Origin of the sequence: Dyella sp. OK004 (assembly GCF_900114495.1) — a bacterium.
Lineage (GTDB): Bacteria > Pseudomonadota > Gammaproteobacteria > Xanthomonadales > Rhodanobacteraceae > Dyella_D.
Window position 1 is genome coordinate 98,374 of the sequence record NZ_FOZI01000003.1, and the last position, 24,139, is coordinate 122,512.

The window sequence follows — 24,139 nt, forward strand, 5'->3', positions numbered from 1 at the left end:
TTCCGTTTGGCCTTCCAAACCCCTGAGCCCATGCATATCGAAACCAAGCTTCCGAAGGTGGGTACCACCATCTTCAGCGTGATGAGTCAGCTCGCGCTGGAACATAAGGCCGTCAACCTGGGGCAGGGTTTTCCGGACTTTGAGCCGCCGGAAGCATTGCGCGACACCATCACCCGTGCAATGGCCGAAGGCCGCAACCAATACGCGCCAGGCATTGGCCTGGCGCCGCTGCGTGAGCAGATCGCGCTGAAGACTGAGCGCATGTATGGGCGCCGCATCAATGCCGATACGGATGTGACGGTAACTTCCGGCGCGACGGAAGCCCTGTTCGCCGCTATTGCAGCCGTGGTGCGCACGGGCGACGAAGTGATCGTGTTCGACCCGGCGTACGACAGCTATGAGCCGGCGATTGACTTGCAGGGCGCGAAGGCGGTGCATATTCCGTTGACCTTGCCCAATTTCGGCATCGACTGGCAGCGTGTGCGCGATGCGATCACGCCGCGCACGCGGATGATCCTGATCAACAGTCCGCACAACCCGTCGGGCGCTGTGTTATCGGCGGCCGATCTCGATACGCTGGCGGCGATCGTGCGCGATACCGAGATCGTGGTGCTCTCGGATGAGGTGTACGAGCACATTGTGTTCGACGGCGCGCTGCATCAGAGCGTGCTACGCCATGCCGAACTGGCTGAGCGCAGCATTGTGGTGTCGTCGTTCGGCAAGACGTACCACTGCACCGGCTGGAAGCTCGGTTACGCCGTGGCGCCAAAAGCACTGTCGGCCGAGTTTCGCAAAGTGCATCAGTACCTCACGTTCTGCACCTTCCATCCGGCGCAGCTGGCATTTGCCGAATTCATGGCGAGTACGCCGGAGCACTACCTGGAACTGCCGGCTTTCTATCAGGCCAAGCGCGACCGCTTCCGCGCGTTGCTCAAGCCAACGCGCCTGAAGTTGCTGGATGTGCCGGGCGGTTATTTCCAGTTGGTGGACTACTCGGCGATTCGTGACGAGCCGGATGTCGCGTTCTGCGAGTGGCTGGTGAAGGAGGGCGGCGTGGCCGCGATTCCTTTGGCGCCGTTCTATGAGACCGCCCCTGATACCCGCCTGGTTCGCCTGTGCTTCGCCAAGAGCGATGCCACCATGGAAGCCGCCGCGGAGCGTCTATGCAAACTCTGAAAGTGAGTCTGGTGCAGGGCGCGACGCGCTGGCATGACGCACCGGCCAATCGCGATTACTACGGCGCGCTGGTACGCAGCGTGGCGGATCAGAGTGATTTGATTGTGTTGCCGGAGACTTTTCTCTCCGGCTTCAGCAACGATACGCATGCCAGCGCCGAGACCATGGATGGCGAAGGCGTGGTTTGGCTGCGTGCGTTGGCCGTCGAAGTGGATGCCGTGATCTGCGGCAGTCTGGCGATTCGCGAAGGCGATACGGTGTACAACCGGCTGTTGTGGGTGCGGCCCGACGGCAGCTATGCGCAGTACGACAAGCGACATCTGTTCCGCATGGCCGGTGAGCACACCCGTTATGGCGGTGGCAATGAGCGTCTCATTGTCGAGCTGAAGGGTTGGCGCATCCTGCCGCAGGTTTGCTACGACCTGCGCTTCCCGGTGTGGCTGCGCAACCGCCGCCTGGAAAGTGCGGTGGGTGGCATGGATTACGACCTTGCCCTGTTCGTCGCCAATTGGCCTGCGCCGCGTCGTCAGCCATGGCGCACGCTGTTGCGCGCGCGCGCGATCGAGAACCTGAGCTATGTGATTGGCCTGAATCGCGTGGGTGTGGATGGCAATGATCTGCCTTATGCGGGCGACAGCGCGGTGCTCGATCCCGTGGGCGAGCCGCTAGTAGAACTAGGTTCGCAGGAGCAAGTGGTGACGGTGACGCTCGATCCCGCACCGTTGCTGGCGCACCGCGAGCGGTTTCCGGCATGGATGGATGCAGACGAGTTTTCGTTGCATATCGAGTGAGGCGCGGCAGATTGGGGCTCGCCTCAATGTGCGATCACGCTTTCAACAAGACCACCACGGCGCCAGTGCCGCCCTGCATTGGCCGTGCCGAAGCAAAGGCGATTACGTCGTCACGCCGTCTTAGCAGACGGTCGGTCAGCACCTTCAACACCGGCCCGCTCGCTTTTGAGCGCAAGCCCTTGCCATGCACGATGCGTACACAGCGCAAGCCGTGATGGCGCGCCTCGGCGAGAAAGTCGGCGATGGTGGCCTGCGCCGCCGCGGCATTCATCTGGTGCAGGTCGATATCGTCCTGCACGCTGAACTGGCCGCGCTTGAGTTGTTTGAGGAGCTTCGGCGGATAGCCGTCGCGCAGGTAACTGAGTTCTTCGCCGACCTCCAGTACGCCGGGGTCGAAGGCCATATCGAGCAGCTCGGCCGGCACCGCCGCTTCATCGGCCTCCAGCATGTGCGGATACGGCTCCGGCTTGGGCGTGGCCGGTGGAGGCTCAACCGGATCGAACCGGCGCACCTCGCCGATGGCCTCACGGAACAGGCGGGTATCGTCGTCGCTGACAGGAGAGGGCGGGCGGCGTTTCATGGCAGGCATCCTAACCAAGATGGACCGCGCCGATGCGCCTCTGGTTCGGTGATCACGGTGTTGGTGCTTTCCTGGTATCCAGCCAGTAGGTGGAGAAGTGTTTCGAGCTGCTTTGGGCGTGACCGCGGCCGTGAAACCGTTGGCCCGCTCGGGTAGACTTCAAGATCTACGGAGCGCACCGGGGAGCTTGCGGGCGGCGTGCCGGATATCAGCTTTGAACGGATCATGATGCGAGTTCTTGTCAGTAACGACGATGGCGTGGATGCAGTGGGCATCCGCGTGCTCGCCGAACGCCTCAGTGCGGTCGGCCAGGTCACAGTGGTGGCTCCCGATCGCGACCGTTCCGGGGCCAGCAACTCGCTCACGCTCGATGCGCCGATCCGCGCTTTGCAGATGGATAACGGTTATTACCGCGTGGCGGGTACGCCCACCGACTGCGTGCATCTGGCGCTGGCGGGCATGCTCGACTACGAGCCGGACATCGTGGTGTCGGGCATCAACAACTCGGCCAATCTTGGCGACGACGTGATCTATTCGGGCACCGTATCGGCGGCGATGGAAGGGCGCTTTCTCGGCCTTCCTGCGATCGCGGTGTCTTTGGTCAGCAAGGACCACAAGGGTGAGCATTACGACTCGGCGGCCAAGGCTGTGCTGTTGCTGATGGAGCGCCTGTTGGTCGATCCGCTGCCGGCGGACACTATCCTCAACGTCAATGTGCCGGACCGGCCGTGGGACGAGATCCGCGGTTTCGAGGTGACCCGGCTCGGCAAGCGGCATCGCTCGGCGCCGTGCATCAAGCAGACCGACCCGCGCGGCAAGACCATCTGGTGGATTGGCCCGGCCGGCGATGTGGATGATGCCGGTCCTGGCACTGACTTCGACGCCGTACGGCGCGGCTATGTGTCCGTCACGCCGATTCATGTCGATCTGACCCGTTTCCAGGCATTGGAGAAGGTGAGCAGCTGGGCGCATGCGTTGTCCGACGGCATGGCGACCAAAACCGATGACAAGGCGGCATGAGGTGAACGTGCATCCGTTGCCGCCATCCGCACTCAAAGGCGAGGGAATGACCTCGCAACGCGCGCGCGATCGCCTTGCGACCAAGCTCAAGGAAGAGGGCATTCGCGACCAGCGCGTGATCGACGTAATCCGCAATCTGCCGCGCCATCATTTCATTGATCAGGCGCTGCATTCGCGCGCCTATGAGAACACCGCGCTACCGATCGGCCACGGCCAGACCATCTCGCAGCCGTGGGTCGTGGCGCGGATGACCGAGGCCTTGCTTGAATTCGGCATGCCGCAGAAGGTGCTCGAAGTGGGTACCGGCTCTGGCTATCAGGCCGTAGTGCTGGCCTCGCTGGTGCCGCAGGTGTTTACGGTGGAGCGCATTGAGGAGCTGCTGCGCCAGGCGCGCCGTCGCTTCCGCCAGCTGGGGCTGACCAATATTCGTTCGCGCCATGACGACGGCAAGCTCGGCTGGCCCGATGAGGCACCGTTCGACGCCATCATCCTCACGGCGGCCGGCGATGCCATCCCGACTCAGTTGCTCGATCAGCTGAGCCCCACGGGTGTATTGGTCGCGCCGGTGGGTTCGCCGAGCCACCAGACGTTGATTCGCATGCGCGGCGACGGACAGGGCGACTTCATCCAGGAAGAACTCGGTGCGGTGAGTTTCGTGCCGCTGCTCGGCGGCATCGGTTGATGCGCCACCTCCATCAAGGAAGCGCCTGATGCGCCTGTTCGGATCGCTGTACGCCCGTGCTCTTACCTGGGCGCGTCACCCCAGGGCTGTGTATTACCTGTGTGGCCTGAGCTTCGTCGAAGCCTTCATCTTCCCGATCATGCCGGAGGTGATGCTGGCGCCGATGATGCTGGGCAAGCGGCATAAGGCGTTTTTCTACGCCAACGTCAGCTTGTTGTTCTCGCTGCTCGGCTCGCTGGTGGGTTACGCGTTAGGACATTGGGCGTTTCAGGCGTTGCACCCTGTACTCGACGCGCTGCATTTGCTGGCACCGATCGAGCAGGGTGTGGAAAGCCTGCGTGCGCAGATGAATACGCATTGGCTGGGCCTGCTGGTGGTGCTGGCACTGGCGGCGCTGCAGCCGGTGGTGCCGATGAAGTTCGTGACCTGGGCGGCGGGTATCGTTGGTGTGCCGATCATTCCGTTCATGGTTTGCATCGCAGTGGGCCGCGGTAAGCGCGTGTGGCTGCTGGCGCTGCTAATCCGCCTGTTCGGCGAGAAAGCCGAGCGCCTCCTGCACAAGCACATCGAGCGTATTGGCTGGGCGGCGATCGTGATCCTCGCCTTGTTGCTGGTGTGGTGGATCTGGCTGCGCTGAACGACTGGTATAAACGGTAAGGAAGGCCCGCATGAAAATACCGTTACGGCTGGGTATGCTGGCGCGCATGAATGGATATCTTCGTTTTCTCGCTCCCATCGCGGCCGCTCTGACGCTGGCCGCCTGCGTATCGCCCCGCAGCTCGGTGGTGGTGGAGCCGGCCGGTAGCGGACGTGGGCAAACGGTTAGCCCAGCGGCGCGCGCTGCCGCGCCGGGCGGGACCTATCAGGTAGTAAAGGGCGACACCCTTTACTCCATCGCATTCCGCAAGGGCGTGGATTTTCGCGACTTGGCGTCCTGGAATGGCATTGCCGCGCCTTACACGATCTGGCCGGGCCAGACCTTGAAGCTCTCTTCTTCAGGTGCAGCTTCGGCAGCAAGTGCGAGCCGTCCTGTGGTTGCATCGCATCCGGCAACGGTGGCTTCCCAGGCAACGGTGGCGGCGCACTCGACGGCCGCGGCGAGTACCGCGCCGGGTTTCCAGACGGTTCCGCCGTCTCCGCCGGCAAGTTCACATAGCGCACTCCCGGTGAGTGCGCCCGTTGCTGCAGCGGTTGCGGCACCGGTAGTTGTAGCCACTGCAGCGACCTCAGGCACGGCGCCCGCGAGTGCCACGTCGGTCGTGCCGGTGGCAGGCGTTCCCACGCCGACACATGCTCCGCCACCGGCAGCCACGCCGGCGCCCGCTCCAGTGGCATCTGGCGCCACGCGCTCAAACGGTGGTGTCAACTGGCGCTGGCCGGCGGACGGCAGTCTGGGCAAGCGTTTCCAGAGTGGTGACGCGATTCCGGGCATCGAAATTCTGGGCAAGTCGGGCGATCCGGTGCGCGCGGCGGCTGACGGCGTGGTGGTGTACAGCGGCAACGGCCTGGTGGGCTATGGCGAGCTGGTCATCATCAAGCACAACGACAGCTTCCTATCGGCCTACGGGCACAACAGCAAGCGGTTTGTAAAGGAAGGGCAGCGAGTGAGCGCCGGGCAGCAGATCGCCGAGATGGGTTCGACCGGCTCGACTCGGGATGAGCTGCAGTTCCAGATCCGCCGCGACGGCAATCCGGTCGATCCGCTGGGCTATCTGCCGTCGCGATGACCGCGCCGAGTGTTTCGGGTAGGAGCCCACCCTGTGGGCGACCCTGCAGAAATATCATTTCGTAGGTTTTTCGCCCATAGGGCGGGCTCCTACAAAAAGCTCAGTTCTCGGGCAGGATAAAGGCGGCGACCACGCGCCGGCGTTCGCCGGCCAGCAGGTCGTAGGTGCGTGCAGCGGCGGCGTTGTCCATCACTTCGATGCCGACACCCTTGCGCAGGAAGCCGGCCATAAAGGCTGCCGCCGGAAACACCTGGCGCTCGCCGGTGCCCAGGATCACTACTTCAGGCTGTAGCTCCAGGATGGTCTCGACGTGCCCCGCGTCAAGCGTGCTGGCGTGAGTAACCGGCCAGTTTTCAATCGTGCGATCCGGAGCCAGCAACAGGCTGCGGGTGAACTCGCGGTCGACCACGGTGATGCTGCGGGCGCCGACGCGGCGCACGAACAGGTATTCGCCGGGACGGTCGAGTGAGAGATCCATAAGCGGCTTAGCGGGGCAGGGCGAGCTTGGGTTCGTCTTCGTTGCGGCGGAACAGCACCACGATGTGGCCGATCTGCTGCACGCTCTCGGATTTAGTGCCTTCGGCGAGGAAGCTGATCTGCGCGTCGCGCTCTTCCTTGTCGCCACCCGACAGCTTCACCTTGACGAGCTCATGATGGGACAGGGCCTGGTCCAGTTCTTTGAGCACGGCGTCGGTAGCGCCCTTGGCGCCGAGCAGGATCACCGGGCTCAAGTCGTGGGCGAGGCTGCGCAGGTAGCGGCGCTGCGAAGGGGAAAGTGCCATGCGTTCAGTCTCGGATTCGCGGCGAATGGACCGTAAAGGGTATCATGCGGACCATTCTCCCCGTATCTGTGGCAGTTGCCGACATGTCTCGCAGCAAAAGCAGTTCCCGCTGGCTGCGGGAGCATTTCGATGACGTCTATGTGAAGAAGGCCCAGGCCGAGGGGATGCGTTCGCGTGCGGCCTTCAAACTGGAAGAGCTGATCGACCGGGACCGCCTGCTCAAACCGGGCATGCGTGTGGTCGATCTGGGGGCCGCTCCGGGGGGCTGGTCCCAACTGGTGCGCCAGCGCATGGGCGATAAGGGCACCATCATCGCTATGGATATCCTGCCGATGCAGGGTATTGGCGGGGTGGAGTTCCTGCAGGGTGATTTCCGCGAGGAGTCAGTGCTGCGCGAGCTCGAGGAGCGCTTAGGCGGGGAGAAGGTCGATCTTGTGCTGTCCGACATGGCCCCCAATATGAGTGGTGTCGCGCTGGCCGATCAGATCCGCGCTATGGATTTGGCCGAGCTGGCGCTGGATTTCAGTCGCCACTGGCTGAAACCTGGCGGTTCTTTCCTGATCAAGCTGTTCCAGGGAGCTGGCTTCGACGATTACTTACGTAGCTTGCGTGTGGAGTTTTCGCGCGTAACTATGCGTAAACCAAAGGCCTCCCGCGCCCGTTCGCGTGAGGTATATGCACTGGCCACAGGAAAAAAGGTCAGTGACGGTCAACCGGGCGAGAACCGTGCATGAACGAAATGGCTAAAAACCTGCTGCTCTGGCTGATTATCGCCGTGGTGTTGCTCACCGTGTTCCAGAGCTTCAACCCGCATGGCGCGTCGTCGTCCGATCTGCCTTACAGCAGCTTCGTACAGAGCGTGGACAACGGCAACGTCGCCACCGCCATGATCAGTGCGGACCAACCGGCCTCCATCAGCGGCAAGCTGAAGGACGGCAGCTCGTTCCGCACCGTCGCCCCTGTGCTGGGCTTCTCCACCAACTCGGTGGTGAAGCAGATGCAGGACAAGGGCGTGGAGGTGCGTCAGGAACCCTCCAACAACGGCTTCTCGCTACTGGGCTTGTTGCTCAACTGGCTGCCGATCATCCTGATCGTGGGCGTGTTCATCTGGTTCATGCGGCAGATGCAGGCCGGCGCCGGTGGCCGTGGCGCCATGAGCTTTGGCCGCTCGCGCGCCAAGCTGCAGGGCGAGGACCAGATCAAGGTCAACTTCAGTGATGTCGCTGGCTGCGATGAAGCGAAGGAAGAAGTTGGCGAGCTGGTCGAATTCCTGCGCGACCCGGGCAAATTCCAGAAGCTGGGCGGCAAAATTCCGCGCGGCGTGCTGATGGTGGGCCCGCCGGGTACCGGCAAGACCCTGCTCGCCAAGGCGATTGCCGGCGAGGCCAAGGTGCCGTTCTTCTCGATTTCCGGTTCCGATTTCGTCGAGATGTTTGTCGGTGTCGGCGCCAGCCGCGTGCGCGACATGTTCGAGCAGGCCAAGAAGCACGCGCCGTGCATCATCTTCATCGACGAAATCGACGCTGTCGGCCGCCATCGTGGTGCAGGCCTGGGCGGCGGTCACGACGAGCGCGAGCAAACCCTCAATCAGTTGCTGGTGGAAATGGACGGTTTCGAAGGCACCGAAGGTGTCATCGTGATCGCTGCCACCAACCGTCCCGACGTACTCGATCCGGCGCTGCTGCGTCCGGGCCGTTTTGACCGCCAGGTAGTGGTCGGCCTGCCGGACGTGAAGGGCCGCGAGCAGATCCTCAAGGTGCATCTGCGCAAGGTGCCGACTTCCGCCGACGTCGATCCGATGACCATCGCGCGCGGTACGCCGGGGTTCTCCGGTGCTGACCTCGCCAACCTCGTTAATGAGGCTGCGTTGTTCGCCGCGCGCGAGAACGCCCGCGATGTGCGCATGAGCCATATGGATAAGGCGCGCGACAAGATCCTGATGGGTACCGAGCGCCGCTCCATGGCGATGAGCGAGGATGAGAAGAAGCTCACCGCGTATCACGAGGCGGGTCACGCTATCGTCGGTCGCCTGGTGCCGGAGCATGACCCGGTCTACAAGGTCACCATCATTCCGCGCGGCCGTGCGCTGGGCGTCACCATGTATTTACCGGAAGGCGACAAGTACAGCATGAACCGCGTGGCCATCGAGTCGCAGCTGTGCTCGCTCTACGGCGGTCGTGTGGCTGAGGCGCTCATTTTCGGTGAGGACAAGGTCACCACGGGCGCCTCCAATGACATCGAGCGCGCCACCAAGATGGCGCGCAACATGGCGACCAAGTGGGGCCTGTCCGACAAGCTGGGTCCGATGACCTACGGCGAGGAAGAGGACGAAGTGTTCCTGGGCCGCGCCGTGACGCAGCACAAGAACGTCTCCAACGAGACCGCGCGCAAGATCGATGAGGAAGTGCGCGAGATTCTTGACCGTGCTTATGCGCGCACCAAGCAGCTGCTGACCAATAACATCGACAAGCTGCACGTCATGGCCGATGCGTTGCTGCAGTACGAGACGATCGATGCACACCAGATCGAGGACATCATGAATGGCCGTACGCCGGGTCCGCCGGCGGATTGGTCCAAGACGGCGTCGTCTGGCTCCACGCCACCGCCTCCGCCGCCACGTGGCGATGCGGGCGCGAAGGTGGGTGACCCGGCTACGCAAAGCCGTCATCCGCTTTCCTGAGTGGTTACAGGCGATCGTGGATCGTGAGAAGAGGGCGGCCGGAAAGGTCGCCTTCTTTGCTTGTGGAGGTATGTGAAGCGGGAATCGCCTCTAGGCGTCCTTGGTTTGGACGGCTAGAATGACCGGCTCAGGTCATGCCGGTCGTCATCAAGAATGAATATTCTTCGCTCTCGATGAAAAAAATCTGAAAAAAGTATTGACGACCGCGCTCCGAATCTGAATAATTCCGCTTCTCGCTTCGGCGCTTTCCACTCAGGTGGTTACGCGACAAAGTAAAGGTTTTACAACGCGCCCGTAGCTCAGTTGGATAGAGTACCAGGCTACGAACTTGGTGGTCGGGAGTTCGAATCTCTCCGGGCGCGCCATTACAACGCAGGACATGATGTTCGCATCATGGCTTGTGCCGCAAGGCAAAATATCGCCATGTGGACCGGACGAAAGATGTGTTCGGTGTGCTTCGATACGGATTGACTGAGCGAAGCGACACCCGTAGCATTTCAAAGCTTCGGCTCGCGTAAGCGATCGAGGGTTCGAAATCGGGGTATAGCTCAGCTTGGTAGAGCGCCAGCTTTGGGAGCTGGAAGTCGTGGGTTCGAATCCCTCTGCCCCGACCAGCGTTGCTTTGCACCATGTGCATTGCGCCTGTAGCTCAACCGGATAGAGCATCGGCCTTCTAAGCCGACGGTTGCAGGTTCGATTCCTGTCGGGCGCGCCAGTACATCAAGTTTTACGGTGGGCGTAGCTCAGTTGGTTAGAGTACCGGATTGTGATTCCGGTTGTCGTGGGTTCGAATCCCATCGTCCACCCCAGTTCAAAAGTTAGTCGGGCCGTTAGCTCAGCTGGTAGAGCAGTTGACTCTTAATCAATTGGTCGAAGGTTCGAATCCTTCACGGCCCACCAAACCAAAAAGCGCTCAGGGAAACCTGGGCGCTTTTTCTTTGGCTCAAATATATACGTGCGTTTTGTTCTTCGGAGCAAGTGCGATTCGCCATCAAAACTTCATAGGCCAACTGGATCTTGTCGATCCGGAACTTATCGACTGAAATCCAGTAGTGCATTGGGATAAGACAATGAGCGATTTCGACAACCGGGTCATGCGGGTCCTCGAAGGCTACAAGGCGGCAGTCCTCGCCAAGGATGCCGATGCCTTTATCAAGCTCTACAGCCAGAACGTGCGCGTGTTCGACGCCTGGGGCATCTGGTGCCATCAGGGCGCACAGGCCTGGCGGCAAGTCGTCGAGCAATGGTTTGCTTCGCTGGGCGAAGAGTCTGTGGCTGTGAGCATGGAGGAGATCCGGATCACCGGCGCGCAGGAATGGGCGCTACTGAGCGCCATCGTGACTTACGCCGGCATATCCCAGACGGGCGAAAGACTTCGGGAGATGCAGAACCGCCTTACATGGGGATTGTCGAGGGAAGGTGGTAGCTGGCGGATTGTCCATGAGCACACATCAGCACCCATAGGCTTTGACGACTTGAAAGCTATTCTCGAGCGCAACAAGACTTAACTTGGATGGTGTACGAGCCTAGGGTACGCCCTAGTGTGTCCACACTCTCGGAATGGCTAGGGTCTAGGCTCGTCTCACAAGAGTTTTGACCATGGTAGGTTCCGTTTCCGGTTCAAACGGCTCGAACTCGGCCAGCAATGCCGCTACGCATGCCGCGGATCACGCGGCGAGCGTCACCCCAAGTTCGTGCACAAATGCCGCGGAAAATCGGTCATGTACGCCAGCCGAAAGGGCGTCAATCGATGCGATGGGGAAGGCGGTTTCTGGCGCTGTCGACGCTGCCGATGCAGCTAAAAGAGCTAAGTCCGAGACAGACGGTTGCGCTGCCGAGGCGGCAGCCCAGCAAGCGCAGAAAGCAGCCGACGCAGCGCAAGATGCCGCAGACACGGCTGCTACTGCGGCGGCGAGGCAGCCAACGCCTGGAACCGAACAGGCGGCTCAAATTGCCGCAGACGCTGCCAAACAGGCTGCTGGATTCGCCGCCGAAGCAGCTGCCGCTGTAAAGGCTGGGAATGCTGAGCGAGGAACGATCGGTTGTGTATCGCAAGCGCCAGCGAATCCCACACCCTCGTTATCGTTGAGTACGATCAGCCAGCTCAATGCGATGTCGGTGAATCCCTATGGAGCGGGTGTAACACCCTCCGCGTAAGTGGAGGAGATGAATCTGATAGGGCCACCTACGCGATTGCGCATCTCGTCCCGGGGCCTGAGGCGTCCGTCTTTGGCCGCTGTAGCCGAGGGGGGCTCTCATGGTGCCTTTAAGTGGCAACCGAAGCCGCAAAAAAAAGAAAGCCCCATCCTTGGGGCCTGCGACCGTCCGTAGTCGCTATGTCCTAAATCCGGGGCGTCGGCTCGTGAGCCCTGACTTGCCGGACGTGAGTAGTCTGATTCCTAGGTAAGACAAGTTGTAGCGGTGAATGGCGCGCCTGCGTATAGGGGAATTCCTACAAGATGTGCACATCTATGCGCCTTCGTTTCGTCTCATGGTTGTGATTCGCGAGCTTTGCGTCTCATTGGCGCGACATTGCCACCCACTTCGAGTGCGTCTGGACGTGATGGCACGATGTGGAACAAACAGGCATAAAAAAACCCGCCAGTTAGCGGGTTTTCTTGTGTTTCTGGGACTGTATGGAACGTCCTGAAACTCTCTGTTGGTACCGGTGATAGGACTCGAACCTACACTCTGTCGCCAGAAGCGGATTTTGAGTCCGCCGCGTCTACCATTCCGCCACACCGGCATTGCAGCTGACCATTATGCCGGTTTCAGTGCACCGGGTCGAGACCCAGCTTGCGGTCGCTGCGCTCGTAGCAGTGATTTTCGCCGACCGGCTTGAAGACGGCGCAATGGGTCATCTGCCCTGAGTAGATGTGCAGGCTGACGGCCACAGCATCGTCGCTTGGATTGCGGATGGTGTGGTACTCGTGCGGCGGGATCAGGCTGCCGGCGGAGCCGGGGCCGGCCTGGATCGAGCCGACGGGCTGAAAGCGCCACTGGCCATCCGTATCGCTGAGGCGCTCGTACTGCACCACTTCCAGCGCACCGCTCCATACGCCTTCGACGCACCACATGCCGCAGTGGTCGTGGATCGGTGTGCCCTGACCTGGACCCCAGGTCATGGCCACTACGCAGTAGCCGAGGTCTTCGCTGCGGTACAGCTCGCGGCGCGCATAGCGTCCTTCGGCAGTCTCGAAGACACAGTCAGGCAGCTTCACCTCGTTGCCGCGGATTAGCTGGCACAGGCTGTTGCGCAGGCTGTCGGTGATCTCGGGCGTGGTGGGTTTGCCGACGGCGGCGTCGATGGCGTCGATGAGCTTGCGACAGCCGGGGAATTCCAGGGTGAGCATGACGTTCTCGGTTAGCGTTGTTGCCGCAACATCTTAGCAGCGGCTGGGGCCAGAGGTAGGAAGGGCGTTCAGAGTCGGGTGAGGAAGCCACCAATAGCCCGGCTGTAGTTCTCGATATCGACCAGGAAGGCGTCATGGCCCTGCGGGGAGTCCAGCGCGACGAACTCGACCGCAGCCCCAGCCGCCTTCAGGCCCTCCGCGATCTGCTCCTGCTGCTCCAGCGGGAACAGGATGTCGGTACTCACGCCGATCACCATGGCGCGCTCGATCTGGATGCGCTTGAGTCCTTCAGGGATGCTGCCTTCGCCATATTCGGCCATGTCGAACCAGTCGCTGGCACGTGAGAGGTAGAGGTAGCTGTTCGGGTCGAAGGTGCGCACGAAGCGCTGCGCATGCCCCTGCAGGTACGACTCCACTTCGAATTCGAAACCGAACGGATTGTCGTCACGCTGTTCGGCCTCAAGGCGGATGCGTGCGAAGCGGCCGTTCCATTCCATCGCCGAACGATAGGTGATCACGCCAAGCTTGCGCGCGATGCTCATCCCGGTATCGGGGTAGTGCTGGTCGTCGTACTGGCCGTTATTCCAGTGCGGGTCCAGGCGGATCGCTTCGCGCTGCAATGAGCGGATGGCGATAGCGAAAGGCTGCGCCTGCGGCGCGGTGTCCACGCTGATATGCGCGCGCACGCTGCCCGGGTGCAGCAGCATGTAAGCCAGCGCGCTCATGCCGCCCATCGAGCAACCGATCAGGCAAGCGAGCTGTTCGATGCCCAATCCACTGACAGCGGCGTGGGCAGAGTTGGCCACATCTTCCAAGGCAAGCTCGGGAAAGCTCAGCCGGTACGGTTGGCCGGTCGCCGGGTCGATCGAAGCAGGACAGGTGGAGCCCTTGTCGCTGCCCAGCGAGTTTACGCAGATCACAAACCAGTGCGAGGTATCGATAGCCTTGCCTGGCCCGATCATGGCCTCCCACCAGCCCGGTGAAGGGTCGACTGCATTGGACGCGGCATGCGCGCTCGGCGAAAGGCCAGTAAGAATCAGCACTGCATTGTCGCGCGCCGCGCTCAGCTCGCCCCAGGTTTCGTAGGCAACGCAGGCGCCGTGCAATTCGCCGCCTCGCTTCATGGGGAAAGGAGAGGGGAGATCGAAGTAGCGGCGCGCGTCGTGAGTCATTCAATGAACCTTGTCGATGCTGATCTTGACTGGCGTTCGCGTACCCACATCAACCACACCGGCATCGCCTTCCAGATCGCCTGGCTGCGGGATGGCTTGCCCACTCTTGCTGATGCGGGCACCCACAAACACTCGAGGCACGGTGGACAGCTTGAGTTGCGGCGTCATGCCCATCGCGTCCGTCAGCGTAATGGTGGCGGGTAGTGTGGCCGCATCGAGCTTGGCTACGGCCAGCGGCATCGACGGGCCCTGTTCGGCACGGGCATAAACAAAAAGGGTGTCGCCGGTGGTGAGCTTGTTCTTCAGTGCCGGCGACAGCGCCACCTGTACCTGCAGCGCGGGACCTTCTGCAGTGGATGTCTGTGCCGGCTTGCCACCCGCGCGCGCATCAGCCACCGCGATCTGCTCGGCAACGGCCTGGGTGACGGTGGAGCCGGGTTCGAGCAGCGGTTGCAGCTTGCGCCAGGTGGCGGCGGCTTCTGCATAACGATCATGCTGGAAATCGCTGATGCCGAGCAGCCAGAGGCCGCGCTGATTGTCCGGTTCCTGTTTCACTGCGCGTTCGAGCAGCTCCAGCGCGCGGCCGTCGATGCGGTGATCCGGGCGCACCATCGAATCGGTCTCGGCCCAGCCAACCATCGCGGCAGTGCTGTTGGCATCAAGGCGTAATACCTGGTCGTAGGCGTCGCGGGCTTCGCCGGGCTTGCGCATGGCGCTGTAAGTTTGCGCGAGCAGCAGCCAGCCCTGGATGTCATCCGGTTTCTGTTCGAGGTGCGTGCGCAACTCGGCGACGGCCTGGTCGATATTGACGGGTTGCTCGGTCTGCGCGGCGACGCCATTCAATGCGACTGGCGTGCCTATCAGCAGATAGATGCCTACCGCGCCTAGCGGCAACACAAACGCAACGGCCAGCGCCAGCGCGAAGATACCGCGCGGCCGTCCCATGCGCCGCCCCTGGCGGATCAGCGGCAGCAATAGCAGGGCCAGCGCCACAGCAATCATCGCCGCGGCGGCCAGGTAGAAAGCGAGCTTCACCAATCGTCCCCTTCATCATTCGCACCGTTGTTTGCCGATGCGGGCACCGGGTTATTGCGGGTGCGCTTGCGTACAGTCGCTATCACCACGCCGGCACCGGTCAGCAGGATCAGCAGCGGACCGAACCACAGCAGCAAGGTGCTGCGTTCCACCGGTGGGTCGTACAACACGAACTTGGAATAGCGGTCGACCAGATACTGCTTGATCTCCTCGTCGCTCCTGCCTGACTGCATCAGCTGAAACACCTCGTGGCGAAGGTCGCGCGCGAGGTCGGCGTTGGAGTCGGCGAGGTTTTCGTTCTGACAGACCAGGCAGCGCAACTGGCGGGTGAGCTCCTGAAAACGGACCTCCTCCGCGTGGCTCTTGAACGGCAACGGATCGATGGCCTGTGCGAACAGCGAAGTGCTGAGCAGCAGCAACAGAAACGCCGCACGCATGCGATGGAGAACACCACGAGGCTGTGTCATGGCGCCTCCTTCGCCAGCACGGCGATCGCCGGCTTCAGTTCCTTCTCGATCACTTCCGGCGTCAACGGTCCGATGCGCTTGTAGCGGATCACACCCTTGGCATCGACCAGGAAGCTCTCGGGCGCACCGTACACGCCGAAATCGATGGCGGTACGGCCTTCGCGATCGGCAATGATCAGGCTGTAAGGATTGCCGTGGCGCGCCAGCCATGCCTTCGCATCATCTGGCTCGTCCTTGTAGTTGTAGCCAATGAGCGGCACGCCGATGCGCTGAGCTTCGCTCATCAGTATCGGATGCTCCTCGCCACAGGCAATGCACCAGCTGGCAAAGACGTTGATCAGATACGGCTTGCCGAGCATCGATGCTCGGCTGACCGTTTGTGCGGGATCGTCCAGTTTTGGCAGCGCATACGCCGGAGCTGGCTTGTTGATCAGCGGGGAGGGAACCTCGCGCTGATCGTGTTGAGTGTTCCACCAGATGCCAAAACCGAATAACGCGACCAGCAGCAGAAACCCAAAGAAAGGAATCAGGCGGCTCATGCACGCGACTCCTGAGTCACCGCCGCAGCCACCGGCTCCGTGGCAGCGACGCGCTGCGTGCGGAAGCGGCGATCGGCCGCGCTAAAGAAACCACCCAGCATCATCAACAAGCCGCCGGCCCAGATCCAGCGCACAAACGGCTTGTGATAGAGGCGCAGCGCCCAGGCGCCTTCTGGGTCTTTGCGGTCCATCGGCTCACCCAGCGCAACGTACAAGTCGCGCGTGACACCCGGGTCAATGGCTGATTCGGTCTGCACCTGGCCGCGCGTATAGGTGCGTTTCTGTGGATGCATCACGGCGATCTCGCGACCGTTGCGCGATACCGTGACCACGCCCTGATCGCCATGCCAGTTGGGACCTTCGGTGACATGCACCCCGTCAAAGCGGAAGTCGTAACCACCGATGCTCTGCGACTGGCCGGGTGCCATACGCACGTCGCGCTCCACGCTCAGCGCTTCTGTCAGTAGTACGCCGGCAAGGAATACGCCGACGCCAAAGTGCGCTAGCAGCATGCCTGCCATTTCCGCCGGATAGCGGCGGCCAGCGGGCATCTCCCGCCAACGCTTGATCACATAAAGCAAAGTGCCGACACCACACCAGACAGCGGCAGCCGTACCTGCGATGGCCTTCATCTGCCAGCCGGTTACGAAGGCTGCAGCGATGGCGCACGCCACCGCTGCCAGGCCGGCGCGCCACAGCACCTGCTTCAGCAGCGTTGTCTCGCCTTTGCTACCCCAGCGCAGATAGGGGCCGAACGGCAACAGCAACACCACCGGCATCATCAACAGCGTGAACAGAAAACCGAAGTAGGGCGGTCCCACTGAAATCTTGCCGAGGTTCAGCGCATCGCCGATCAGCGGGAACAACGTACCAAGCAGCACCATCGCCGCCGCTACAGTGAGCATCAGGTTGCCGATGAGGATCGCGGTTTCGCGCGAGATCACACGGAAGGGTTTGCCGCCAGCCACCTTCGGCGCGCGCAGCGCATACAGCAACAGGGAGCCGCCAACGACCACGGCAAGGAAGCACAGGATGAACAGGCCACGCCTCGGATCGGACGCGAAAGCATGCACCGACGTGAGTACGCCCGAACGCACCAGGAAGGTACCGAGCAGCGACAGCGAGAACGCGAAGATCGACAGCAAGATGGTCCATGCGCGCAGCGAGCCGCGTTTCTCAGTCACCGCTTGCGCATGAATCAGCGCGGCACCGACCAGCCACGGCATGAAGCTGGCGTTCTCCACCGGGTCCCAGAACCACCAGCCACCCCAGCCCAATTCCGCATAAGCCCACCAGCTGCCCGCAACGATACCGGCAGAAAGAAAGCCCCAGGCAACGTTGGTCCATGGGCGCGCCCAGCGTACCCAGGCCTGCTCCAGCTCGCCGCCGAGCAGCGCGGCAATGGAGAACGCAAAAGCCACCGAGAAGCCCACATAGCCCATGTACAGCACGGGCGGATGGAAGGTCATGCCCGGATCCTGCAGCACCGGATTCAGATCGCCACCATCCGGCGGCATCGGCAGCAGGCGCTCGAACGGATTCGAGGTGAACAAGATGAAAGCGAGAAAGCCCACCGCGACCAGGCCGAGCACGCCCAGCACACGCGAGATGAATACTTCCGGGAGATTACGGCTCAGCGCCGCCAGCGCCACCGTCCACACGTTGAGGATGAAGATCCAAAGCAGCAGCGAACCTTCATGCGCACCCCACACCGCAGCGAGCCGGTAGTACCAAGGCAAGGCGAGGTTGGAATTGTCGGCGACGTAACGCACCGAGAAATCGAAATGCAGAAAGGCCCAGCTCAGTACGCCGAAAGCCAGCGCCACGAACACCGCCTGGCCGGCTGCCGCCGGGCGCGCCACGGCCATCAATGCACGATTGCCACGCCACGCGCCGATCAACGGAAGAACGCCCTGCGCCAACGCCAGCAACAGGGCCAGGATCAGTGCGAGTTGGCCTAGCTCAGGTGTCATTGCGGCTTGTCCTGCATGGCGGCCCCATCGACCTTCTTGCCTTCGTGTGCCTTGGCCATCGCATCCTTCAGCTCCTTCGGCATGTAGGTCTCGTCGTGCTTGGCGAGTACTTCGGTGGCGATGAAGCGTGCGTTGTCCATGTGACCGGTGGCAATCACCGATTGGTTGTCGCGGAATAGGTCCGGAAGGATGCCGGTGTACTCCACCGGCATCGCGCCGCTGGCGTCGATCACTGTGAATGTCACTTTGAGCGAATCACTGCCGCGCTGGATCGAACCCGCCTTGACCATGCCGCCGAGGCGGAAGGTTTTGTAGGTGGTGGCTTCGCCGGACTGCACCTGGCTCGGGGTGAACAGATAGTTCATGTTTTGCTGCAACGCGAACACGGTGAGGCCGATCGCTACGGTAGCGGCCGCGATGACCAGAAGGACGATGGTGAGCCGGCGTTTGCGGGTTGGATTCATGAAGTCACTCAGCAGCGGTTACTTACGGCGCAGGGCTGCGCTGTTGCCGCGCGCTCTGGCGCGCGAGGCGGGCGCGAAGTTCGCGCAGGTTGCGGCGGCGGCGTAGGCCGGGGGCTAGGTAGTCGGCGATCAGTACGATGAAGAACACTGCGTAGGCTGGCCATACATAGGCGCCGTAACCGCCCATGGCGAAGAATGCGCTCATGACTTCGCCTCCTCTTCGGCGATCTGGCGCACCCAGTCCTTGCCGCTTTCCATGGCCAGCAGATCGGTGCGCACGCGACCGAACAGGCTGGCGATGTAATAAAACTTGGTGGCCGCCATCATCGTCAGCAGCGGCCACAGCATGTCGCCGCTCATCTTGGAAGGGCCGAGGATGCGCACGGTGGAACCCTGGTGCAGCGTGTTCCACCAGTTCACCGAGAAATGCACGATCGGCACATTGATGATGCCGATGATGGCGAGGAAGGCCGCCGCGCGCGCACCCTGGCGACGATCCTCGAAGGAGTGGTACAGGCCGATCACACCCAGGTACAGGAACAGCAGCACCAGTTCGGAAGTCAGGCGCGCATCCCAGGTCCACCAGGTGCCCCACATCGGCTTGCCCCACAGCGAGCCGGTGACCAGTGTGATGAAGGTGAAGGCTGCACCGATCGGCGCCGATTCCATCGCCACGACCTCGGCCAGCTTGATGCGCCACACCAGGGCGATGAACGAAGCGACCGCCATCACGCCATAGACGAACAGGCTCATCCACGCGCTGGGCACATGGATGAAAATGATGCGGTAGGCATCGCCTTGCTGATAGTCGGCCGGAGCGAGCACCAGGCCGCCGTACAAGGCCGCCGCGCCGAGCAGCAGCGCCAGCGCCAGCGCCCAGGGCCGCAATGTGCCGGCGAAGCGGTAGAAGATCGGCGGCGAGCCGAGCTTGTGCAACCAGAGCGGGATCCAGTTCGCCATATCGAGTGTTCAGGCATCCAGGGCAATGCGAAGAGCGGCGGCGCAGGCCAGCGGCGCCAGTACCAGAGCCAGAGCCAGAGCCGCGCCCAGCCAGGCGATGGGCGCGAGCCAGGGCAACCCCTGTTGAGCCGCAGCCACCGCGCCAGCGGCAAAGATGACCACTGGGACGCAAAGCGGCAGCAGCATCAAGGCCAAGAGCATACCAGAGCGCCGGGTACCGGCCGTCAGCGCCACCAGGATGGCGCCCAGCAAACTGAGCAGCGGTGTCGCAAGCAGCAAGGCCAGCAGCATCACCGGCATGACGGCCGCTGGCAGGTGCAGCATGCCGGCGAGCAACGGCGCGATGACGATCAGCGGCAGTGCGGTAGTCAGCCAATGCGCGAGGATCTTCATGCCCAGCATCAGCGCCAGCGGCTGCGGGGCCAGCACCAGTTGCTCCAGCGAGCCGTCCTCGATATCGCTGCGGAACATGGCATCCAGCGCCAGCAACATGGCGAGAAGTACGGTGACCAGCACGACACCGCCGGCGATCCGCTGCAGCAAGGCGTCCTCCGGTCCGAGCGCGAACGGGAATAGGGTGACCACGATCAGCGCATACAGCACCGGCATGGCTATATCGCCGCGGCGGCGCCAGGCCAGGGTGAGATCGCGTCGCAGCAGCGCGGCGCAAGCGGGGGCGAGTGGCGCCTGGCTCATGCGTGCATCCGGATGCGTCTTGGCTCGCCGCTCAGGAAGCTCACGGCGCCATGGCTGGTAACCAGCGCGGCACCGCCACGCGTGGCGTGCTGTTCGAGCAGGCGGTTGACCAGTTCGATGCCGGTGCGGTCGAGGTTGGCGTAGGGCTCATCCAGCAACCAGAGCGTGGCAGGCAGCAACAACAGCCGAGCCAGGGCGGCGCGCTTTTTCTGGCCGGCCGAGAGACGGCGGACCGGTTCGTCTTCGTAGCCGGGCAGGCCGACATCGGCCAACACCTGGTTCGCGTTGACGCCATCGCGAGTGCCATACAGGCCACCGGCAATGGCGAGGTTCTCGCGGGCACTGAGATCGGCCTTCAGGCCAAGGTGGTGTCCCAGGAACAAAGTGTCACCGAGGTACGCATCGCGCAGCCAGCGCCCACCGCGCCACAGCAGCTCACCTTCGTCGATATGCAGCAAGCCCGCCAGAACGCGCAGCAGGGTGGTCTTGCCGCTGCCGTTGTCGCCTTCCACCAGCACCACCTCGCCCTCGTGCAGGCGAAAGTCCAACGGACCGAACACAGGTTCGTCCTGGCGATAAAAGGACAAGGCCCGCGCTTCCAACAGAAGCGGGGACTGGGCGGACGGGGCAGTCATCCGGGCGATTGTCCGCAAACGCCAGCGGGCTTGTCTATGCGACGCAGCGCCGCCGCATGCTCTACAGCCGCCGCAGCCGGGCGATGCCGCCGCCGCAACCATGCACATAGGCGTTTTGTTCGAAGTTCCTGGCTACTGTGTCCAGACTCGCAGTATCCGGTCCGATCACGAACAGGCTTGCCTCTGCCCAGCCCCCGCCAATCCCTACGCCAGCACACACCCTTTTAGCGGCGGGGAGATCGCGCAGGGCGATCAGTAATCGGCGCTGAGCCTCGCGGTTAAATGCGAGGCTACGCATCTGCGAACGGGATTTCACGCCGTGACAAAGCCCCAGGGATGCTCTCCAACGATGGTCGCCAACGCCGTTGGCAGTGGTGCATCGATCCGGATCGTGGCCCAGCCGCCTTGCCGCAGGCGCACCCGATAAGCGGTGGCGCGGTAGGCGGCTAGCAGGCTTTCATCCATGCCGCAGGCTGGGTAGCGGGGGCAAGGTCGCTTTTAGGGCGGTTACCGCGGCATCCAGATTGACGCTTTCCGCATCGGTCGAGCCACGCAGCAACTGCTGCAGAAGCTGATCCTGCGCGCGTCCGCGTTCGAACACGTAGGCATACGGCAGGTGGGTGAAGGTGACCATGCGATAGCGCGCCATGAAATGCCCGGGCGCACGTTCCGCCAGCAATGCACCGAGTTCGCGCTTGGCCAGGTAGTGTGGATCGGCCACCGAGTCACGCATCTCGATGTAATTCTCCAGTGCCATTGCGGCGATCGCGTTGGCATTAGGTTGGCGGATGCGTTGGAATTCGGCGAAGACCTCGGCAGTATCTTCCGGCGATTCGGCCAGCAATGCGGCGAGGACGACTGTGTCCTCGAAACCGCAGTTCATGCCCTGGCCGTGGAACGGCACGATGGCGTGTGCGGCGTCGCCGATCAGCAGCGCGCGGCCATCCAGGTGCCAGCGATCCAGATAAAGCGTGGACAGCGTGCCGACCGGGTGGCTGTCGTAGTCCTGCGCAAAATCGGGAATCAGCGGCAGCAGGTCGGGGAAATCTTCGCGGAAGAATGTTTGCGCCGCGGCTGTATCCGGCAGCGTGGCGAAACTGGGGTGCGGCCCCTGGCCGGGCAGGAACAGCGTCACCGTAAAGCTGCCTTCAGTGTTTGGCAGCGCGATACACATATAGCCGCCGCGCGGCCAGATATGCAGTGCATGCGGCTCCAGCGCGAACTGGTCGTGGCCGCCGCTTTCGCCGAGCAGGCTGGCTGGCAGTGCGCCGGCTGGCGGAATTTCCAGTTCTTTGTAGGCATGCCCGAGTGGTTCGATGCGTTCGCCCAAGGGGGCGTAGGTGTGCATCGCTACCCGTAGCGCCGAGCCGGCGCCGTCGGCGCCGATCAACACCCCGGCGTCGATGCTGCGCTCGTTGCCTTGCTCATCCGCAAGCCGGATGCGGCGCGCGTCGAAATCCGCCGCGACCAGCGACTGGCCGAAATGAAAACGCACACCGGCGGTTTCGGCCGCATCCAGCAGCAACATGTTCAACGCGCCGCGCGACACCGACCAAATCACTTCACTGTCGTCGACGCCATAGCGCTGCAAGCCGGAACGGCCGTCGCGCGTGTGCACCATGCGTCCGCGCATCATCACCGCACGTTGCAGCACATCCTCGGCGAGTCCGGCGGTACGCAGCGCCTGCAGGCCGCGTTCGGCCAGGGCGAGGTTGATCGAGCGGCCGCCCATGAAGCCTGCACGGCGTGGATCGGGGCGTTTTTCGTAGACATCGACGGCAAATCCTCTCCGGGCAAGCTGCTTGGCGAGCAGGGTGCCAACCAGGCCGCCGCCGATGAGAGTGATCGATTGCTGCGCCATAAAACTCCACGGGAACGTCGGCCGCCGAGCGACCGGTGAATGGGAAAGTCGGCTACTGCGTGATCCCCAAGCGTAGCGACTTCCCGTGATTCCCGCGATGCTTGCCGCTGGCGCTTTAGAAGCTCATGAAATACCCGCCGTTCACTGGCAGGTTGGCACCGGTGATATAGCCGGCGTCGTCCGAGCTCAGAAAGCGCACGGCACGCGCGATATCGGCTGGCGAGCCGAGGCGGCCCACCGGGATGTCCGCGATGATCTGGGTGCGGATATCTTCCGGCACGGCGGCCACCAGTGCCGTATCGCAATAGCCGGGCGAAACCGTATTGACGGTAATGCCTTTGCGCGCTGTTTCGCGTGCCAGCGCCATGCCGAAGCCATGCACGCCGGCTTTGGCCGCGGAGTAGTTGGTCTGGCCGAACTGACCGGTCTGCCCATTCACCGAGCTGAGATTGACGATGCGGCCGAAGCTGCGCGTGCTCATGCCTTCGACCACGTTGCGGCACATATTGAACACGCCATCCAGATTGACCCGCATCAGCTCATGCCACTGCTGTGGACTCATCTTGCGCAGGCTGGTATCGCGGGTAATGCCGGCGGCGTTGACCAGGATATCGACGCTGCCGTGCCCGGCTTCGACGCGCGTGATCAGATCCGCGCAGCTGTTGTAGTCGCTCACGTCGGCCGGCTCGAAGCAGATGGCGTCGCCGAGATCGGCCAGTTCCGTGCGGAAGGCGTCCAGCCGGTCGGCCCGCGCGGGCAGGTCGGAGGCGATCACCTGGCGGCCGGCCAGGGCCAGCTGCCGGCAGATTTCGGTGCCAAGGCCGCCGATGCCGCCGGTAACGATCGCAACGCGCTTCTTCATAGCTACAGGCTCAATCATGCCGCACGGCAGCACGTGTTGTGCTGCAGCGGGTAGTCCACAGGAAAACCCGGCGATCGAAGGCCGCCGGCCGAAGGCAGGGCGCTGCCTTACTTCTTGGTGCCGCGATTGGCCGGGTTGGCTGGATTGGCCTGGGTGGCGGCATCGACCAGTCCGCGCTGCATGGATTTCCACGCTTCCATGTTGCGCTCGGTCAGTTCGTTGAGCATCGACCACGGCGTCTGGCCGAGCAGGCTGTTGAGCTGGGTGCGGAACTGCTGCTGCTGGTCTAGGAACACCTGCAGGCTGCGCTCCAGATAGGGGCCCATGAAGCCCTGCAGCGAGTCGCCGTAGAACCGGATGATCTGGCTCAGCAACTGCGGCGAGAGCATCGGCTGACCCTTCTCCTCGTGCTCGGAGATGATCTGCAGCAGCACGGAGCGGGTCAGATCCTCGCCGCTCTTGGCGTCGCGGACCTCGAAGGTTTCGCTGTCGAGTACGAGCTGACGGACCTCTTCCAGCGTGATGTAGCTGGAGATTTCCGTGTCGTAGAGCCGACGGTTCGGATACTTCTTGATGGTGCGGATCGTTTGTGCCATGCGGCGGAAACTAGCAGATCGTATTGCGCCGCACCAGTCGCCAGGGGCACTTTTTTGCTGCACCGGAAAGTGCAGCAAAAATTTGAAT

Annotated in this window: 28 protein-coding genes and 6 tRNA genes; 14 read left to right on the top strand and 20 right to left on the bottom strand. The window is 62.6% G+C overall.

Annotated features, from left to right (window positions below; all coding sequences use genetic code 11):
- Positions 1-30: 30 nt before the first annotated feature.
- Together BM338_RS13035 and BM338_RS13040 are read left to right on the top strand one after the other, a co-directional pair.
- Entirely contained in the window at positions 31-1,176 is a 1,146-nt protein-coding gene (locus BM338_RS13035) for a pyridoxal phosphate-dependent aminotransferase (RefSeq protein ID WP_090451369.1), read from the top strand.
- Positions 1,164-1,967, top strand: a complete 804-nt coding sequence (locus BM338_RS13040; protein ID WP_090451370.1) for an amidohydrolase — start codon at positions 1,164-1,166, stop codon at positions 1,965-1,967. The genes BM338_RS13035 and BM338_RS13040 overlap by 13 nt, the downstream gene beginning before the upstream one ends.
- 34 nt (positions 1,968-2,001) lie before the next feature.
- Here BM338_RS13040 and BM338_RS13045 read toward each other — a convergent pair whose 3' ends face one another.
- A complete protein-coding gene (locus tag BM338_RS13045; RefSeq protein WP_090451371.1) occupies positions 2,002-2,547 on the bottom strand; it encodes a Smr/MutS family protein in 546 nt (181 codons plus the stop codon).
- A 228-nt stretch (positions 2,548-2,775) separates the two neighbouring features.
- On the opposite strand from BM338_RS13045, the gene surE reads away from it, so the two are divergent.
- Genes surE through BM338_RS13065 form a run of 4 tightly spaced genes read left to right on the top strand, consistent with a single transcriptional unit; the run spans position 2,776 to position 5,976 of the window.
- Positions 2,776-3,567: a 5'/3'-nucleotidase SurE gene (surE, locus tag BM338_RS13050; protein ID WP_090452509.1), complete on the top strand. Its 792-nt coding sequence runs from the start codon at positions 2,776-2,778 to the stop codon at positions 3,565-3,567.
- 1 nt (position 3,568) lies between these two features.
- Positions 3,569-4,249: a protein-L-isoaspartate(D-aspartate) O-methyltransferase gene (locus BM338_RS13055; RefSeq protein WP_090451372.1), complete on the top strand. Its 681-nt coding sequence runs from the start codon at positions 3,569-3,571 to the stop codon at positions 4,247-4,249.
- A 28-nt stretch (positions 4,250-4,277) separates the two neighbouring features.
- A complete protein-coding gene (locus tag BM338_RS13060) occupies positions 4,278-4,886 on the top strand; it encodes a YqaA family protein (protein WP_090451373.1) in 609 nt (202 codons plus the stop codon).
- Positions 4,887-4,941: 55 nt separating this feature from the next.
- Positions 4,942-5,976 carry a peptidoglycan DD-metalloendopeptidase family protein gene (locus BM338_RS13065; protein ID WP_090451374.1) on the top strand — a complete coding sequence of 345 codons (1,035 nt, stop codon included), beginning with the start codon at positions 4,942-4,944 and terminating at the stop codon, positions 5,974-5,976.
- Between the two features lie 100 nt (positions 5,977-6,076).
- Here BM338_RS13065 and BM338_RS13070 read toward each other — a convergent pair whose 3' ends face one another.
- Positions 6,077-6,454 (bottom strand): Mth938-like domain-containing protein, encoded by a 378-nt coding sequence (locus BM338_RS13070; protein WP_090451375.1) that lies wholly within the window; start codon positions 6,452-6,454, stop codon positions 6,077-6,079.
- Positions 6,455-6,461: 7 nt separating this feature from the next.
- On the bottom strand, positions 6,462-6,758 hold the full coding sequence (gene yhbY / locus BM338_RS13075; protein ID WP_090451376.1) for a ribosome assembly RNA-binding protein YhbY: 297 nt from the start codon (positions 6,756-6,758) through the stop codon (positions 6,462-6,464).
- Positions 6,759-6,841: 83 nt separating this feature from the next.
- Here yhbY and rlmE point away from each other — a divergent pair, with 83 nt between their 5' ends.
- The 8 genes from rlmE to BM338_RS13115 all read left to right on the top strand — a co-directional run bounded on the left by rlmE (position 6,842) and on the right by BM338_RS13115 (position 10,946).
- Positions 6,842-7,492 carry a 23S rRNA (uridine(2552)-2'-O)-methyltransferase RlmE gene (gene rlmE, locus BM338_RS13080; RefSeq protein ID WP_090451377.1) on the top strand — a complete coding sequence of 217 codons (651 nt, stop codon included), beginning with the start codon at positions 6,842-6,844 and terminating at the stop codon, positions 7,490-7,492.
- Positions 7,489-9,438, top strand: a complete 1,950-nt coding sequence (ftsH, locus tag BM338_RS13085) for an ATP-dependent zinc metalloprotease FtsH (protein WP_177229341.1) — start codon at positions 7,489-7,491, stop codon at positions 9,436-9,438. The genes rlmE and ftsH overlap by 4 nt, the downstream gene beginning before the upstream one ends.
- Positions 9,439-9,726: 288 nt before the next feature.
- Positions 9,727-9,803: transfer RNA gene (locus tag BM338_RS13090), tRNA-Arg, on the top strand.
- A gap of 172 nt (positions 9,804-9,975) precedes the next feature.
- Positions 9,976-10,052: transfer RNA gene (locus tag BM338_RS13095), tRNA-Pro, on the top strand.
- Positions 10,053-10,076: 24 nt separating this feature from the next.
- A tRNA-Arg gene (locus tag BM338_RS13100) sits at positions 10,077-10,153 on the top strand.
- Between the two features lie 17 nt (positions 10,154-10,170).
- Positions 10,171-10,247, top strand: a tRNA-His gene (locus BM338_RS13105).
- A 15-nt stretch (positions 10,248-10,262) separates the two neighbouring features.
- Positions 10,263-10,338, top strand: a tRNA-Lys gene (locus BM338_RS13110).
- Positions 10,339-10,508: 170 nt separating this feature from the next.
- The gene (locus BM338_RS13115) at positions 10,509-10,946 is read left to right on the top strand and encodes a YybH family protein (protein ID WP_090451378.1); all 438 of its coding nucleotides are present in this window, start codon (positions 10,509-10,511) and stop codon (positions 10,944-10,946) included.
- A 1,152-nt stretch (positions 10,947-12,098) separates the two neighbouring features.
- Here the strand turns inward: BM338_RS13115 and BM338_RS13125 are convergent.
- The 17 genes from BM338_RS13125 to phaR form a co-directional block, all read right to left on the bottom strand.
- Positions 12,099-12,184 (bottom strand) — tRNA-Leu (locus tag BM338_RS13125).
- 25 nt (positions 12,185-12,209) lie between these two features.
- Positions 12,210-12,791 carry a cysteine dioxygenase family protein gene (locus BM338_RS13130; RefSeq protein WP_090451380.1) on the bottom strand — a complete coding sequence of 194 codons (582 nt, stop codon included), beginning with the start codon at positions 12,789-12,791 and terminating at the stop codon, positions 12,210-12,212.
- Between the two features lie 68 nt (positions 12,792-12,859).
- Positions 12,860-13,963 (bottom strand): homoserine O-acetyltransferase MetX, encoded by a 1,104-nt coding sequence (locus BM338_RS13135; RefSeq protein WP_090451381.1) that lies wholly within the window; start codon positions 13,961-13,963, stop codon positions 12,860-12,862.
- Entirely contained in the window at positions 13,964-14,998 is a 1,035-nt protein-coding gene (locus BM338_RS13140; RefSeq protein WP_090452513.1) for a tetratricopeptide repeat protein, read from the bottom strand.
- The gene (locus BM338_RS13145; protein ID WP_255367302.1) at positions 14,995-15,465 is read right to left on the bottom strand and encodes a cytochrome c-type biogenesis protein; all 471 of its coding nucleotides are present in this window, start codon (positions 15,463-15,465) and stop codon (positions 14,995-14,997) included. Before BM338_RS13145 ends, BM338_RS13140 begins: the two co-directional genes overlap by 4 nt.
- On the bottom strand, positions 15,462-16,004 hold the full coding sequence (locus BM338_RS13150; RefSeq protein WP_090451382.1) for a DsbE family thiol:disulfide interchange protein: 543 nt from the start codon (positions 16,002-16,004) through the stop codon (positions 15,462-15,464). The genes BM338_RS13145 and BM338_RS13150 overlap by 4 nt, the downstream gene beginning before the upstream one ends.
- Complete coding sequence (locus tag BM338_RS13155; protein ID WP_090451383.1) at positions 16,001-17,977, bottom strand: heme lyase CcmF/NrfE family subunit; 1,977 nt, start codon at positions 17,975-17,977, stop codon at positions 16,001-16,003. Before BM338_RS13155 ends, BM338_RS13150 begins: the two co-directional genes overlap by 4 nt.
- Complete coding sequence (gene ccmE, locus BM338_RS13160) at positions 17,974-18,441, bottom strand: cytochrome c maturation protein CcmE (RefSeq protein WP_090451384.1); 468 nt, start codon at positions 18,439-18,441, stop codon at positions 17,974-17,976. Before ccmE ends, BM338_RS13155 begins: the two co-directional genes overlap by 4 nt.
- Before the next feature lie 22 nt (positions 18,442-18,463).
- Complete coding sequence (gene ccmD / locus BM338_RS13165; RefSeq protein WP_090451385.1) at positions 18,464-18,646, bottom strand: heme exporter protein CcmD; 183 nt, start codon at positions 18,644-18,646, stop codon at positions 18,464-18,466.
- Positions 18,643-19,401 (bottom strand): heme ABC transporter permease, encoded by a 759-nt coding sequence (locus BM338_RS13170; protein ID WP_090451386.1) that lies wholly within the window; start codon positions 19,399-19,401, stop codon positions 18,643-18,645. The genes ccmD and BM338_RS13170 overlap by 4 nt, the downstream gene beginning before the upstream one ends.
- 9 nt (positions 19,402-19,410) lie before the next feature.
- Positions 19,411-20,097, bottom strand: coding sequence for a heme exporter protein CcmB (gene ccmB, locus BM338_RS13175; RefSeq protein WP_090451387.1), 687 nt, complete (start codon positions 20,095-20,097; stop codon positions 19,411-19,413).
- Positions 20,094-20,732, bottom strand: a complete 639-nt coding sequence (gene ccmA, locus BM338_RS13180) for a cytochrome c biogenesis heme-transporting ATPase CcmA (RefSeq protein ID WP_090451388.1) — start codon at positions 20,730-20,732, stop codon at positions 20,094-20,096. Before ccmA ends, ccmB begins: the two co-directional genes overlap by 4 nt.
- 61 nt (positions 20,733-20,793) lie before the next feature.
- Positions 20,794-21,030, bottom strand: a complete 237-nt coding sequence (locus tag BM338_RS21805) for a DUF3293 domain-containing protein (protein ID WP_255367338.1) — start codon at positions 21,028-21,030, stop codon at positions 20,794-20,796.
- Between the two features lie 14 nt (positions 21,031-21,044).
- On the bottom strand, positions 21,045-21,197 hold the full coding sequence (locus BM338_RS21810; RefSeq protein ID WP_255367303.1) for a hypothetical protein: 153 nt from the start codon (positions 21,195-21,197) through the stop codon (positions 21,045-21,047).
- Complete coding sequence (locus tag BM338_RS13190) at positions 21,190-22,593, bottom strand: FAD-dependent oxidoreductase (RefSeq protein ID WP_090451389.1); 1,404 nt, start codon at positions 22,591-22,593, stop codon at positions 21,190-21,192. Before BM338_RS13190 ends, BM338_RS21810 begins: the two co-directional genes overlap by 8 nt.
- Positions 22,594-22,708: 115 nt before the next feature.
- A complete protein-coding gene (gene phbB, locus BM338_RS13195) occupies positions 22,709-23,455 on the bottom strand; it encodes an acetoacetyl-CoA reductase (RefSeq protein ID WP_177229342.1) in 747 nt (248 codons plus the stop codon).
- A gap of 107 nt (positions 23,456-23,562) precedes the next feature.
- Positions 23,563-24,051 (bottom strand): polyhydroxyalkanoate synthesis repressor PhaR, encoded by a 489-nt coding sequence (gene phaR, locus BM338_RS13200; RefSeq protein WP_090451390.1) that lies wholly within the window; start codon positions 24,049-24,051, stop codon positions 23,563-23,565.
- Positions 24,052-24,139: the final 88 nt, after the last annotated feature.

Excerpts from the sequence above, each read along its gene's own strand:
- BM338_RS13035 (WP_090451369.1), top strand. The coding sequence starts at position 31 with ATGCATATCGAAACCAAGCTTCCGAAGGTGGGTACCACCATCTTCAGC.
- BM338_RS13040 (WP_090451370.1), top strand. The coding sequence starts at position 1,164 with ATGCAAACTCTGAAAGTGAGTCTGGTGCAGGGCGCGACGCGCTGGCAT.
- BM338_RS13045 (WP_090451371.1), bottom strand. The coding sequence starts at position 2,547 with ATGAAACGCCGCCCGCCCTCTCCTGTCAGCGACGACGATACCCGCCTG.
- surE (WP_090452509.1), top strand. The coding sequence starts at position 2,776 with ATGCGAGTTCTTGTCAGTAACGACGATGGCGTGGATGCAGTGGGCATC.
- BM338_RS13060 (WP_090451373.1), top strand. The coding sequence starts at position 4,278 with ATGCGCCTGTTCGGATCGCTGTACGCCCGTGCTCTTACCTGGGCGCGT.
- BM338_RS13065 (WP_090451374.1), top strand. The coding sequence starts at position 4,942 with ATGCTGGCGCGCATGAATGGATATCTTCGTTTTCTCGCTCCCATCGCG.
- BM338_RS13070 (WP_090451375.1), bottom strand. The coding sequence starts at position 6,454 with ATGGATCTCTCACTCGACCGTCCCGGCGAATACCTGTTCGTGCGCCGC.
- yhbY (WP_090451376.1), bottom strand. The coding sequence starts at position 6,758 with ATGGCACTTTCCCCTTCGCAGCGCCGCTACCTGCGCAGCCTCGCCCAC.
- rlmE (WP_090451377.1), top strand. The coding sequence starts at position 6,842 with ATGTCTCGCAGCAAAAGCAGTTCCCGCTGGCTGCGGGAGCATTTCGAT.
- ftsH (WP_177229341.1), top strand. The coding sequence starts at position 7,489 with ATGAACGAAATGGCTAAAAACCTGCTGCTCTGGCTGATTATCGCCGTG.
- BM338_RS13115 (WP_090451378.1), top strand. The coding sequence starts at position 10,509 with ATGAGCGATTTCGACAACCGGGTCATGCGGGTCCTCGAAGGCTACAAG.
- BM338_RS13130 (WP_090451380.1), bottom strand. The coding sequence starts at position 12,791 with ATGCTCACCCTGGAATTCCCCGGCTGTCGCAAGCTCATCGACGCCATC.
- BM338_RS13135 (WP_090451381.1), bottom strand. The coding sequence starts at position 13,963 with ATGACTCACGACGCGCGCCGCTACTTCGATCTCCCCTCTCCTTTCCCC.
- BM338_RS13145 (WP_255367302.1), bottom strand. The coding sequence starts at position 15,465 with ATGACACAGCCTCGTGGTGTTCTCCATCGCATGCGTGCGGCGTTTCTG.
- BM338_RS13150 (WP_090451382.1), bottom strand. The coding sequence starts at position 16,004 with ATGAGCCGCCTGATTCCTTTCTTTGGGTTTCTGCTGCTGGTCGCGTTA.
- BM338_RS13155 (WP_090451383.1), bottom strand. The coding sequence starts at position 17,977 with ATGACACCTGAGCTAGGCCAACTCGCACTGATCCTGGCCCTGTTGCTG.
- ccmE (WP_090451384.1), bottom strand. The coding sequence starts at position 18,441 with ATGAATCCAACCCGCAAACGCCGGCTCACCATCGTCCTTCTGGTCATC.
- ccmD (WP_090451385.1), bottom strand. The coding sequence starts at position 18,646 with ATGAGCGCATTCTTCGCCATGGGCGGTTACGGCGCCTATGTATGGCCA.
- BM338_RS13170 (WP_090451386.1), bottom strand. The coding sequence starts at position 19,401 with ATGGCGAACTGGATCCCGCTCTGGTTGCACAAGCTCGGCTCGCCGCCG.
- ccmB (WP_090451387.1), bottom strand. The coding sequence starts at position 20,097 with ATGAGCCAGGCGCCACTCGCCCCCGCTTGCGCCGCGCTGCTGCGACGC.
- ccmA (WP_090451388.1), bottom strand. The coding sequence starts at position 20,732 with ATGACTGCCCCGTCCGCCCAGTCCCCGCTTCTGTTGGAAGCGCGGGCC.
- BM338_RS21805 (WP_255367338.1), bottom strand. The coding sequence starts at position 21,030 with ATGCGTAGCCTCGCATTTAACCGCGAGGCTCAGCGCCGATTACTGATC.
- BM338_RS21810 (WP_255367303.1), bottom strand. The coding sequence starts at position 21,197 with ATGGATGAAAGCCTGCTAGCCGCCTACCGCGCCACCGCTTATCGGGTG.
- BM338_RS13190 (WP_090451389.1), bottom strand. The coding sequence starts at position 22,593 with ATGGCGCAGCAATCGATCACTCTCATCGGCGGCGGCCTGGTTGGCACC.
- phbB (WP_177229342.1), bottom strand. The coding sequence starts at position 23,455 with ATGAAGAAGCGCGTTGCGATCGTTACCGGCGGCATCGGCGGCCTTGGC.
- phaR (WP_090451390.1), bottom strand. The coding sequence starts at position 24,051 with ATGGCACAAACGATCCGCACCATCAAGAAGTATCCGAACCGTCGGCTC.